The organism is Iningainema tapete BLCC-T55 (genome assembly GCF_014698965.1).
Lineage (GTDB): Bacteria > Cyanobacteriota > Cyanobacteriia > Cyanobacteriales > Nostocaceae > Iningainema > Iningainema tapete.
In genome coordinates this window covers 35,910-47,951 of record NZ_JACXAE010000025.1, presented here as the reverse complement: position 1 = coordinate 47,951, position 12,042 = coordinate 35,910, and the positions used below count along the sequence as shown (strand labels likewise).

15 protein-coding genes and 1 pseudogene are annotated in these 12,042 nt (G+C 38.3%); 9 read left to right on the top strand and 7 right to left on the bottom strand.

Going from position 1 to position 12,042, the window contains the following annotated elements:
• Positions 1-111: 111 nt before the first annotated feature.
• Positions 112-435, top strand: coding sequence for a hypothetical protein (locus ICL16_RS04975; RefSeq protein WP_190825773.1), 324 nt, complete (start codon positions 112-114; stop codon positions 433-435).
• Positions 436-567: 132 nt separating this feature from the next.
• Here ICL16_RS04975 and ICL16_RS04970 read toward each other — a convergent pair whose 3' ends face one another.
• Positions 568-1,314, bottom strand: coding sequence for a class I SAM-dependent methyltransferase (locus ICL16_RS04970; RefSeq protein ID WP_202895417.1), 747 nt, complete (start codon positions 1,312-1,314; stop codon positions 568-570).
• A gap of 261 nt (positions 1,315-1,575) precedes the next feature.
• Here ICL16_RS04970 and htpG point away from each other — a divergent pair, with 261 nt between their 5' ends.
• Positions 1,576-3,576: a molecular chaperone HtpG gene (gene htpG / locus ICL16_RS04965; protein ID WP_190825772.1), complete on the top strand. Its 2,001-nt coding sequence runs from the start codon at positions 1,576-1,578 to the stop codon at positions 3,574-3,576.
• Between the two features lie 82 nt (positions 3,577-3,658).
• Here htpG and ICL16_RS04960 read toward each other — a convergent pair whose 3' ends face one another.
• Together ICL16_RS04960 and ICL16_RS04955 are read right to left on the bottom strand one after the other, a co-directional pair.
• The gene (locus ICL16_RS04960; RefSeq protein WP_190825771.1) at positions 3,659-4,039 is read right to left on the bottom strand and encodes an aspartyl protease; all 381 of its coding nucleotides are present in this window, start codon (positions 4,037-4,039) and stop codon (positions 3,659-3,661) included.
• Positions 4,036-4,353, bottom strand: a complete 318-nt coding sequence (locus ICL16_RS04955; RefSeq protein WP_190825770.1) for a hypothetical protein — start codon at positions 4,351-4,353, stop codon at positions 4,036-4,038. The genes ICL16_RS04960 and ICL16_RS04955 overlap by 4 nt, the downstream gene beginning before the upstream one ends.
• Positions 4,354-4,400: 47 nt before the next feature.
• Between ICL16_RS04955 and ICL16_RS04950 the strand changes: the two are divergent.
• The 7 genes and pseudogenes from ICL16_RS04950 to ICL16_RS04920 all read left to right on the top strand — a co-directional run.
• A pseudogene (locus ICL16_RS04950) lies at positions 4,401-4,523 on the top strand (Uma2 family endonuclease); the annotation flags it as partial.
• A gap of 11 nt (positions 4,524-4,534) precedes the next feature.
• A complete protein-coding gene (locus ICL16_RS04945) occupies positions 4,535-5,233 on the top strand; it encodes a DUF4058 family protein (RefSeq protein WP_190825890.1) in 699 nt (232 codons plus the stop codon).
• Positions 5,234-5,342: 109 nt separating this feature from the next.
• Complete coding sequence (gene rpmB / locus ICL16_RS04940; protein ID WP_190825769.1) at positions 5,343-5,579, top strand: 50S ribosomal protein L28; 237 nt, start codon at positions 5,343-5,345, stop codon at positions 5,577-5,579.
• A 228-nt stretch (positions 5,580-5,807) separates the two neighbouring features.
• Complete coding sequence (locus tag ICL16_RS04935; protein ID WP_190825768.1) at positions 5,808-6,227, top strand: XisH family protein; 420 nt, start codon at positions 5,808-5,810, stop codon at positions 6,225-6,227.
• Positions 6,212-6,550, top strand: coding sequence for a XisI protein (locus ICL16_RS04930; RefSeq protein ID WP_190825767.1), 339 nt, complete (start codon positions 6,212-6,214; stop codon positions 6,548-6,550). The genes ICL16_RS04935 and ICL16_RS04930 overlap by 16 nt, the downstream gene beginning before the upstream one ends.
• The gene (locus ICL16_RS04925) at positions 6,537-7,043 is read left to right on the top strand and encodes a hypothetical protein (protein WP_238360606.1); all 507 of its coding nucleotides are present in this window, start codon (positions 6,537-6,539) and stop codon (positions 7,041-7,043) included. Before ICL16_RS04930 ends, ICL16_RS04925 begins: the two co-directional genes overlap by 14 nt.
• A gap of 18 nt (positions 7,044-7,061) precedes the next feature.
• A complete protein-coding gene (locus tag ICL16_RS04920) occupies positions 7,062-7,517 on the top strand; it encodes a Panacea domain-containing protein (RefSeq protein WP_190825765.1) in 456 nt (151 codons plus the stop codon).
• Positions 7,518-7,605: 88 nt separating this feature from the next.
• On the opposite strand, the gene ICL16_RS04915 is transcribed toward ICL16_RS04920, so the two are convergent.
• From ICL16_RS04915 to hpsE (ICL16_RS04900), 4 genes are all read right to left on the bottom strand, one after another.
• Positions 7,606-8,496 carry a glycosyltransferase family 2 protein gene (locus ICL16_RS04915; RefSeq protein WP_190825764.1) on the bottom strand — a complete coding sequence of 297 codons (891 nt, stop codon included), beginning with the start codon at positions 8,494-8,496 and terminating at the stop codon, positions 7,606-7,608.
• Positions 8,497-8,504: 8 nt separating this feature from the next.
• The gene (locus tag ICL16_RS04910; RefSeq protein ID WP_190825763.1) at positions 8,505-9,641 is read right to left on the bottom strand and encodes a glycosyltransferase family 4 protein; all 1,137 of its coding nucleotides are present in this window, start codon (positions 9,639-9,641) and stop codon (positions 8,505-8,507) included.
• A gap of 65 nt (positions 9,642-9,706) precedes the next feature.
• Complete coding sequence (gene hpsE, locus ICL16_RS04905) at positions 9,707-10,699, bottom strand: hormogonium polysaccharide biosynthesis glycosyltransferase HpsE (RefSeq protein ID WP_190825762.1); 993 nt, start codon at positions 10,697-10,699, stop codon at positions 9,707-9,709.
• Positions 10,696-11,664 carry a hormogonium polysaccharide biosynthesis glycosyltransferase HpsE gene (hpsE, locus tag ICL16_RS04900; protein ID WP_190825761.1) on the bottom strand — a complete coding sequence of 323 codons (969 nt, stop codon included), beginning with the start codon at positions 11,662-11,664 and terminating at the stop codon, positions 10,696-10,698. The genes hpsE (ICL16_RS04905) and hpsE (ICL16_RS04900) overlap by 4 nt, the downstream gene beginning before the upstream one ends.
• Positions 11,665-12,042: the final 378 nt, after the last annotated feature.

The following is a 12,042-nucleotide window of genomic DNA, read 5'->3' as shown; positions in this document are numbered from 1 at the left end:
CCCTTCATAAGGGGGGTTGGGGGGATCAAGTCTTAAACGAAAAGCAATGACAATTTATTTTTGGGCGTTTATTATTCACGATGATTTTGTAATTTTAGGAGGAAATCCAATATGAAAATTAGAGGAATTAAGCGTGGTCAAACCATCGAACTTTTAGAACCAGTTCATAATATACCAGATGGGACAGAAATTGTTGTTGATTTAGAACCCCCATCCATTAAACGTGCTAAATTTGAAAAGCCCCTAACGGATGAGGAGAGACTAGCTAAACTCAACCAATTATTTGGTGTTTGGAAAGACCAACCTGAGTTAATGGAAATATTTGCAGAAATTGACAATAAACGTCATGCATATCGAGGCAGAAGTATAAACTCAATTGATCGACAGGATAACAGCTGGTTAAAAAGCGATCTATATAATCTAGGAAGCTATTAACCTTACAAGTAGCAACCTGGAGAATTGGAAGCAGGTTTGCCAGTTAAGTATATTCCAGGAAAGGGAGTAGTCATAGTAGAGGAATGACAACCCGTAGTGCGATCGCATGATTTCATCGTAACATTTTTTGATTTAAATTTTTCTAAAAACTCCAACCCAGCCGTCTTTTTTGCCAAACCAACCAAATGATATTAGACATAACAATGTACTGATAAACTCTACAACCTGATAAAACTTTGTAGTTATGCTTCTGACATACTTTCCTCTCACAAAAGTAAATCTGTAGTGCCTTCTGCGGAATTTAATATCTGTTAAGCTTAGCTGATTGCGAGAATAATATTGAACCTGAGAGTCAGTTTTACCAAATACCATCATAATGGCATTGGGTGAGTATGGTTTAATATGGTCAAAATCATCAAAAAAATTGTCAGTTAGCAAAGGAGTCGCAATGATAAGATAACCACCTAACTTAAGCTTATCAAGATATCCATCCATAAAATCTTTTAAATCAGATGGATTAAAGTGTTCAATGATATGGGACATTAAAATTATATCGAACAGCTCTGTCTGCTGTGAAAAATCTTCTACTGTTATACAAGTTAGACCTTGTTTTTGATTAGCTTCAACTATTTGAGAATTAACATCTACACCTAAAACATCGTAGCCTGCTTGTTCAAGTGCAATTAGTTTCTTGCCATAGCCACAGCCAACATCTAACACACGAAACTCTTTCTTATTCTTGTTAAAGTACTTTTTAAAAAAATCGAGTATGATGGGTATGTCATAATCATACCGAATTACTGAATAGTAAAGTTCTTTTACTCTTTCGTATATGTCAGTCATGCTAGGTTTGTTAATGGTGCTGCTTGTAGGGTTCATATAAATTTTTAGTAAAATATTACTGAGTAGTTTGACGAAAATTAGTATAATTATGCTAACAAAGAGGAAAAATCATTAATATTTATACAGTGTTTTTGAAACATAATTGGGTTGTCTAAAAATTTATGTTACGGTTTTATCGGTAGTGAGTAGGGAAATCCGAATCTGTTATGTGCAGATATCCCCGAAGAAGAACGAGTGACCTGCCTTGGAAACACCAGTTAAGATCCTCACTGAGAGACTTTTATTTAATTACAAATCATGTTAGAACAAGGAACCATCAGTATTCATACTGAAAATATTTTCCCGATCATCAAGAAGTCCCTCTACTCGGATCATCAAATCTTTTTGCGGGAACTGGTATCCAACGCAGTAGATGCCATCCAAAAGCTGAAGATGGTAGCCCGTGCTGGTGAATATTCCGGCGAAATTGGTGAACCAGAAATTCAACTTGCCATAGACAAAGACAAAAAAACCCTCTCCATCACCGATAATGGCATCGGGATGACGGCTGAGGAAGTTAAGAAGTACATTAACCAGGTAGCATTCTCTAGTGCCTCTGAGTTTATTCAGAAGTACCAAGGCAAATCAGACCAACCAATTATCGGTCACTTTGGTCTTGGTTTCTACTCTTCATTCATGGTGGCGCAAAAGGTTGAAATTGATACGCTGTCTTACAAGGAAGGGGCGCAGGCGGTTCACTGGAGTTGCGACGGTTCACCAGAGTTCACCTTAGAAGATTCTCCCCGTACAACTCGTGGTACTACCATTACTCTTACCCTGTTTGAGGAAGAACAGGAATATTCAGAGAAAGCACGAATTGAGAATCTTGTCAAGACATATTGCGACTTTATGCCTGTGCCAATCAAGCTTGATGGCGAGGTGTTAAATCGGCAAAAAGCACCTTGGCGAGAGTCTCCAAGTAGTTTGACGAAGGAAGATTATTTAGAGTTTTACCGCTACTTGTATCCTTTCCAAGAAGAGCCACTGTTGTGGGTGCATCTAAATACTGACTATCCCTTTATCATCAACGGTATTCTGTACTTCCCCAGGCTGAAGCCGGATGTGGATGTTACTAAAGGGCAGATCAAGTTATTTTGCAATCAAGTTTATGTCAGCGACCATTGTGAGGAAATTATCCCACAATTTCTGCTACCGATGCGGGGTGTAATTGACAGTGCTGATATTCCGCTGAATGTGTCGCGGAGTGCTTTGCAAACTGATCGCACTGTACGCAAAATAGGCGACTACATAGCGAAGAAGGTGGGCGATCGCCTCAAAGAATTATACCGCGACAACCGCGAACAATATGTTAGTGCTTGGAAAGATCTTGGCACATTTGTTAAATTTGGAGTTCTCAACGACGAGAAATTCAAAAAACAAATGGAAGACATCATCGTTTTCCGCACCACATATAAAGTAGAGGAGCAGAGCAGCACAGCAACACAGGAGCAGAATACTCCCAAGGTAGAGGTACAATCGCAAGAAGGTGATGCTTGGCAAGATGCTACCCCAGCCAATACTCAGAATTCTGCACCCAGTATTCCCTACACTACTCTCAAGGAGTACTTAGAACGCAATAAAGAACGCCATAACAACCGCGTCTTCTACTGTACTGATGAAGTATCACAAGCTACGTACGTAGAACTGCATAAAAACCAAGGTTTAGAAGTCCTATACATGGACTCCTTTATCGACACCCACTTCATCAACTTCCTAGAGCGGGAATATACGGATGTTAAATTTACACGGGTAGATTCTGACTTGGATAACACCTTGCTAGATAAAGATAAAGCAGGGGAAATTGTTGATCCGAAGACGAATAAAACTCGGGGTGAAGTAATCAAAGAGCTATTTGAGAAAGCCCTCAACAAACCCAGAGTTAACATCCGCACAGAAGCGCTCAAATCTGAGAATCCGCAAGGTACACCACCAGCAATGGTACTTTTACCAGAAATTCTCCGTCGTTTGAGAGATATGAATGCTTTGATGCAGCAGCAATTGACAGAGTTTCCTGAAGACCACATTTTACTAGTGAATACTGCTCACCCATTGATTCAACATCTAGCGAATCTCAGTCAAGGCAGTATCATTCAAGGTAGTGGAGAATCGCCTACAAGTCAATTAGTAAACATGATTTGTCAACATGTTTACGATTTGGCGCTGATGTCTCAGAAAGGCTTTGATGCTGAAGGAATGAAATCCTTCGTTGAACGTTCCAATGAGGTACTTACCAAGTTGACAGAACAAGCGGCGAAGTAACCCCACCCCTTGCCCCTCCCCGTATACGGGGAGGGGTATGGGGTGGGGTGGGAATGCCTACCTTGAAGCTCCGCCTCTCAAGTCATTGAAATCCCTGGCTAGGAGTTAATGTCAACATATCCGACGGCATATCTACCACCAACCGCCGTGTCTTCAACCACTGACGACCAAGTAAAACTTCGGGTACTCCAGATCCTACATGAACGAGAATATTAAATTCTTGTTCATCAATTCGCACTTTTCCTAAATAGAGATCAAACTCTACTTCCCCCTGTGCAGTTCGCATAGGTTGCTGTTCTACATAAGTCCAACCAAGCGCATCTAAATCCTGATTATTGATTGCTATCCAACCAGAAAAACCCGTATCAAAAAGTGCATCAACTGGTAGTTCCAATCCGTCCGCCGCTATCAAATCTATCTCAAAGAATAATCCATCCTCATCACCAAAAAACCCTGCAATCATATGGTGCCGCACACCCCTGTTTCATTGATGCGGAAAACGTATAGCTTCGCTTGAGGGTATTTTTGATGCGCTATCTGGGCAACTAAAAATTCATCCTTATCAATAAAATACTCCCCACTATCTGGCTCAATGGCAATGTACCAGTTGTAGTGCGTTTGCAGATACTCTGACTTCACACGGTCAAAAATTATTTGACACCGCTGACGAAATGCAGTACGTTCTGCTTCCCATTGGGCAAGTTGTTCTTCAGTCCACTGGATTTGGGGGAAAATTCTTCCTCGACGTACTGTGCGAGTAGACTTAACTTCACTCATAGTTGGTTCAAAGTAACTAAGATATAAAAGTATTATTACAAAATCTTATGAGCCAAACCCTACCTAAAACAGTAACCTTCGAGGAATTTATTGAGTGGTATCCCAACGACGGGGTGAGGTATGAGCTACATAATGGAGTAATTATTGAAATGGCACCCCCAACCGGAGATCTTTGATTGTGATGACCTCTCCTTTCCCTGGCATGGATCCATACCTCGAAGCGGCACTGTGGCCAGATGTGCATAACGCGCTGGCAAGTAAACTTCGCGCCTTCCTCGCACCGCAGTTGCTTCCTAAATATGCCGCACGGTTAGAAATTTATGTGGTAGAATATACTTCTTGGGAAAGTGAAATCGGCATTTTAGTACCCACTCCCGCACCCCTAACGCTTCCAGTTATCCAACCAATCGAAGTTCGCATCCCCTCCATAGAGATTCGAGATACCCTTAACAACGTACTCGTGTCATGTATTGAAATTATCTCACCTGCAAATAAACGCGAACCCGGTTTAACTGATTATCGTAAAAAACGTCAGCGCCTTTATAACGCCAAGGTTCATCTTATTGAAATTGACTTATTGCGTAGGGGAACACGCCCTTTTAATCACCCACGCCTTCCAGATGTTCCTTACTTGGTTACGCTTACACGGGCGGAATCTGGAGTGATCGACGTGTGGCCAGTAACGTTACAAGATACCCTCCCCACAATTCCCGTTCCCTTACGGCAACCCGATCCCGATGCAGTTCTTGACTTACAAGCCGCTCTTAATGCAATTTACGATGAAGCGGCATATGATTTGTCAATCAATTATACGCAATCATCCCCACCACCAGCATTTAATGATGTGGATAAACAATGGATACAAGCGCGATGTTCATAATTAACGTGGCAAGAAAGCAAACTCTTGAAGAGCTTGCTGCTCAAGCGCAAGAACTCAACATGGGGTACTAAAATATAAAGGTTGTATTCCAAATCTGGAAATTTTTATTATGTCTCGTCGCTGTGAACTAACTGGGAAAAAAGCAAATAACGCTTTTGCAATCTCCCACTCCCACCGCCGTACAAAGCGCCTTCAGCACGTAAACCTGCAAACCAAGCGCGTTTGGTGGTCTGAAGGAAATCGCTGGGTGAAACTGAAGTTGTCTACCAAGGCAATCAAAACCCTAGAAACCAAAGGATTGGCAGCAATGGCAAAAGAAGCTGGTCTTAACCTTAATCATTACTAAGGTTTTAAATTATACAATCAGCAGCGAGAACGGGGATGGAATCGCCCTCACCCTAGAAGGGTGGGGCTTAAATTACAAAGCCTGCCTGCGCAGGCTACATCTTCTCTCGTTGTTGGTTTGAAACTGGTAATGCCCTGTTTTATGGCTGTAGCTTTGGCGATTATTTCGATCTAGGCGATCGCGCTTTTAAAAGTATTTAAAGGATGCTAAAATAGAGAAGAGATTGGCATGTCTAGGCGAGACATTTATCACGATACCGTTAAACGTGCTTTACAAAAGGATGGATGGAAAATTACCCATGACCCATTCCCACTAAAAATCGGCAACAAACGTTTATCGGCTGATCTTGGTGCAGAGCGTTTAGTTAGTGCTGAAAAAGGGACAGAAAAAATTGTTGTTGAAGTCAAAAGTTTTGTGGGCGAGTCTGAGGTAAAGGATTTGGAACAGGCTTTGGGACAGTATATTTTATACCGTCAAGTACTGGATGAAATGGGTGTAGATAGAAGTCTTTACCTTGCAGTTTCTCGATTGACTTTTAATAGAGTGTTTACCATAGAATTGGGACAAGTGTTGCTAAAGAATCAAATTATTCGACTTGTTGTTTTTGACCAAGAAACAGAGGCAATAGTTCAATGGATACCAGATTAAAATATCAGGAAATTATTAAAAAATTATTAAAAGAACATGCCCAATATCGTGCTTCTATACCTGATAGCTATGACTCTCAAGTTTTATTTGATGATGAGAGAGGACGCTACTTAGTATTAGACATTGGTTGGAGTAATGACGATTATCTACACACTACACCTATCCACCTAGATTTAATTGGTAATAAAATTTGGATTCAATGCGACGATACTGAGGAAGGAGTTGCGAATGATTTACTAGAAGCAGGTGTAAGTAAAGAAGATATAGTACTTGGGTTTCGTCATCCCAAAGTACGACAATATACAGGTTTTGCAGTGGGTTAAACTTAATACCAAGACAATCAAAACTCTAAAAACCAAAGAATTGGCAGCAATGGCAAAAAAAGCTGGTAATCCACAAGTTAAAAATTTTATTAAAGAGTTGGATACAATTCTTTGGTTTAAAAATGTTGGGAAGTCTATACATAGTCAAGAAGTTAAGCAGTTATTTTCTTGGAATGATGCTTGGGAACATCTACAAAATGAAAATTGGATAAATGCTTCATTTCATAAGCATGTGGATAGTATGAATCTAGTTTGGGATATTGCTTATGATCAAGCTTTCCAAGCTGCATCAAAATCAATTGATTGTCACAAACTTGAAGAGGGGATAAGTGTAGCTGATGCTGTAGCCTATGATGCAGCGGCGGCAGCGGTGGAAATTGTGACTCAAAGTACTGACACTTTCTTTATCAAATTGATGGAGTGGTACCGCTTAGGACATTTTCCCTGTGGCTGGGAGGGTGAATATCCAGAAGGTAAACTAATTATATACTAGTTATTAATTGGGAAAAGAATGCTTAACTGTTACAATGTGGCAGACTTCTTCATCCACCTTGCTAACGAAACAGGTTCCTATATCAGTAACCTGAAGTTACAGAAGCTGGTTTACTATGCTCAGGCTTGGTATTTGGCTATTTATGGCACTCCTCTATTTGAAGAGGATTTTGAAGCGTGGGTTCATGGTCCTGTAATTCCTGCTTTATACCGGGAATACAAGAGCTTTGGGTGGCAGCCTATCCTGAAAGACGTGCAAAAGCCAGAGTTAAGCGAAAATATTGCTCATTTTTTAAATGAGGTTGCAGAAGTCTACTTTGCTTGTGACGCTTACGAATTAGAACGCATGACTCACCAAGAAGATCCTTGGATTAAAGCAAGGGATGGACTGTCTATGGATGCTCCCTGTAATGCGATTATTTCTAAGGAATCTATGAGGGAGTATTACAAAGCGCGTGTCGAAGAAGAAGATTAAGAAGACTGAACCTAACATTCGGTCTTCTTAAAGAAAGCAGGTGATCGCCACAAATAGCTTGAGTGTAGAAATTGCGAAAAATGCACTATTATGTATTACTTTTAACGATTTTTTTCAAAAAATGCTTACTCATATACGTAGGTGAAATTAAAAAAGCCTTTAAAAGCAGTTGTGTTGCAAATAGAAATTGACGTTTTTCACGCCATAATATTCTTGCTAATCTCATAGCATTGTGACTTCTAGTTTCAATTTCAAAGTGCTTGTAAGGAGCGCTTAAATTGTTAGAATAGAATATATCTAATACATCAAATGTCTCTTTTACCCAAAGTTTATAATTGCCTGTAAGATTGGTCGAATGACAGTATTTTGTGACAAGGTAATGAGGAACATGAGCTACTTCACCCAAACAAAATAATTTTAAAAATAGCTCTTTGTCTGCACATATTCTTAGACTTTCATTAAAGCAATCAGCCTGTTTCAAAAAGTCTGTTCGTACCATTACTATTGATGGTGTGAGTATAAAGTTTTCAGATAACAAATGATAAGTTAAATTGGGATATTGCAGCCAAGGCTTGCAACTAAATTTTTCTACAGTACCATCTTTTTTTTGATGGATGCAACCGCTCCATACTAATATAGTACTTGGACTACTTTCAATGTACTTGATTTGGGTTTCTAAATAATTTGATGCCCACTCATCATCAGAATCCAAAAAGGCTATAAAGCTACCCCTTGCTATATTTATTCCCTCGTTTCGCGCTCCACCTGCACCACGATTTTTTGACAGGGAAACTAAGCAAACATTAGGAAATTTATCATGAATAAAATTAACACTATCATCTGTTGAAGCATCATCAATAACAATTATCTCGTAATCAGTATACGACTGATGTATAACACTATTGATTGCTCTTTCCAAATACTCTTTGTGATTATAGTTGGGTATGATTACTGATACTTTTGGATTATTTAATTGCATATATATACTTAATTTTTAAGACTTTTTACAAGGACTTTTTCAACGCCGTCAACCATTCTGTCTAAATGAAAATTACATAAAATGTGTTTCCTGCACTTGTCACTCAAATGAGGATCTAAATCTTTCTTTTTTAGCATAATATTTAAAGTAGTTACTAAATCTTGTACGTTTCCTGGTTCAAAAAGCCCATCTTGAAACTCAAGAGTCAAAATCTCGGTAATTCCGCCAGTTCGACTAGCTACAACAGGAGTTCCACAAGCCATTGATTCTATAATAGTTCTGCCAAATGGTTCAGAATGTAAACTGGGCAAGATAGTGCAATCACTTATTTGATAAAGAGAAATAGTATTATTTACATGACCTAGAAATGAAACATTCTCTTCTATACCTAAATCATTAGTTAGTTTTATGAGATGCTTTTTGTAATCATTATCCTGGCATAATGGTTTTCCTGCAATTAATAACTTAGCATTTGTGTCACTTTTTAAAAATAAGGCAAATCCTTGAATTAGTGTTTCAAGCCCTTTTTCTTTATCCAATCTACCGATATACGAAATAATTCTGGTATTTTCATTAATACCTAATTTATTTTTATATGTAGATATATTATCTGAGTTTTGAATAAATATTTCTGGGTTAACTCCATTGTATACAACATCAATTTTATCTTCCTTAAATCCTCTATTAATCCAATCTAATTTAGTCTGATTTGAAACTGCAATTAACCTTTTTGCGCCTTGCATTCCAATACCCCATTGAAAACCAAGTGTTCTTAAAGGTGGTGGAGGTAATCGCAAATGACAAACAAAAGGAATATTTTTAGATAGTGCTAAAGTATAAGCAAAAAAACTATCATGATACTGATTACTGTAAACTACACTATCTGTAGTTGTTTTTAGTTTAATATTATTCAGTAAAAAATTATTTATAGATTGAATTATTTTTCGACGTTCAATTCTATAACTACTAACCTGAATTAAATTAGAGCAAAATTCATTATATTGGCTAAGTAAGTCTCCTTCTTTTATGTAAAGTAGACTAATACTATGTCCACGATGATATAAACCACGGCAAACATCTAGTAGGCTTCGCTCTTGACCCCCACGAAAAGAGGATACTTCATTTTCTAAAACAATAAGATGCATAGTTCTTAATAAATCAAAATAATTTACGGGCAAAAGTATGATATTTGAAAATAAAAAAAAACACTTTAAAAAATTTGATTGGTAAAAAAAGCTGATAATTTGGCAAATCTTTTAGTCCTTAGTAGCAATAAAAAGAAGGGGCTGGCTAAAGTAGAGGTAAGTCTTTCCATTTCGCAGGCAGCAACAATATTACTCTTTAAAGACTTTCTTTTTTTAAAAAAATAAAATAATAATTTGCGAAAATCGTTAGTGAAATATATACAGAAAGCAAAGGGTCTTTGCCAAGTTTTAAGAAGTAGCATACGCAAATGATAACGAGCTAAACCAATACCACGCATTAAGGAAATTAGGTAATCTTTTTCTAATCGCCAAGATGGAATAATGTGGTCTACTTCCATTTTTGGGTTATACCAAATTTCCCACCCGGCTCTATGAATATATAGTAAAGCTTCTGCATCTTCACTTCCTAACATAGATGAACCAACTCTACCTACTAGAAAAAGGCGATGAGGAACATTGTCTATCCATGCATTTCTACGTACAACTAAGCCAGCCGAAGGAGGAAATCCCTTACGACTAGGTTCGTATATATGAGGTTTGTCACCCCTTTCAGTAATAGCAAGATAAAATAAAATAGGTTTAATATCTTCGGGTGGTTCTACTTCAAAAATACCATGAATTTGGCTAGCATATGCTCCAACTTGAGAATGAGCGATCGCAAACTTGAAAGCTTCTATAATCCAATTAGGTGCAGGTAGATTATCATCATCTAAAAAACCGACGATTTCCCCCCTTGCTTCCACTATGGCACGTTGTCGGGCAAATCCTGCTCCTTGTTCAGGTTCAAAAATATATCTTAAAGGATACGGCTTGTTCCAAGTTTTTTGAAAGTCATGAACTACCTTCGCTGTATCATCAGTACTATTATTATCAACAATAATAATTTCCCAAGTAAGTTTTTCAACTTCTGTTTGCTTTTGCAAATACTCTAAAACTTTTGGAAATCGATTCACTCCATTATAAGTAGGAATTGCTACGGTAAAGTTTATCAAGTTCATTGTTTCTTAAGTTTAAAATATCCTTTTTGCCACAAGTAAATAGGACTGAGCAGGCTACTAAACATTAGCTGCATTTCACAAGCAGCTACTATATCAGTCTTTATTTTGTTGCGATATTTGAGTAGGTGTAATGTAATTTTACGCAGGTCGTTGATCGTATAAGCAACCATTACCAACGGTTTGAGCCAAGGTTTAAGACTGGCTGTCCGGGTGACATAGCGGCTAAGTCCAATACCACGAAAAAAAGGGATTAAATAGTTCCTTTGTAAGCGCCAACTTGGTATTTTGTGAAAAAGCTGCATTGCGGGGTTGTACCAGATTTCCCAACCAGTTTTTTGGATATAGGACAAAACTTCTATATCTTCACTAGTCAGCATATTCCCCTTAACTCTGCCTGTTAAAATACAGTGATTGGGAACGCTCTCCAGCCAAGCCTGTTTACGTACAACAAGCCCAGCTGAAGGAGGTAGTAATTTTTTGCTAGGATGATACAGTAGAGGCTGAGAACCACGTTCTGTAATTGCTAAAAATGGCGCAATTCGAGCAAAATTATCCGGTGGTTGTACTTCATAATCAGCGTGAATTTGGCTTCCATAGGCTCCTGCTCTTGGATACTCTTTTCCAAAAGTATAAGCAACTGCAACCCAATCAAGCTTGGGCAAGTTGTCGTCATCTAGAAAGCCAATTAGTTCGGCATGACTCTCACTAATTGCCCTTTTTCTGGCAAACCCTGCACCTTGTTGTGGTTCAAAGCAATAAATTAAGGGATTAGTAGCTGACCAATTTGTTTGATATTGTTGGACAATTTTGGCAGTGTTGTCTGTACTGTTGTTATCGATAACAATAACTTCCCAGGAGAGGTTTTCTGTGAGAACTTGATTTCGTAGTAGCTCCAACACTTCCGGCAAACGGTTTTCTCCGTTATAGGTGCAAATAGCTACAGTAAAGTCCATGCATTTGGTCATATCTTGCAATCATTAGCAAATATGGATTAACAGCAACAGCACTTTCTCAACCAGATGTGAGCGTGTTGCTTGAAGATTTTCTGATTTACGGGTTATTTAGGTGACAAAAACCGCTCTAAAGCATGTAGCTGGAAGAATAGTAAAGGATGAAACCTTCGTCCTTATGTTTAGATTACCCAGATGACCGGAAAAAATAACACCCTGTACCATCACATTTATAGGCATCTGTAGTAAAAGAATTTTGTAATTGTGAAGTGATAGTTTTTTTGGAAAATTGGGTAATCTCAACTTATAAGCATTATTCGGACAAATTCCGATACTACTGCTGAAATATAGTGTTTTTACAAAAGCACAGGTCTTTGCCATAAAAATTTTGGT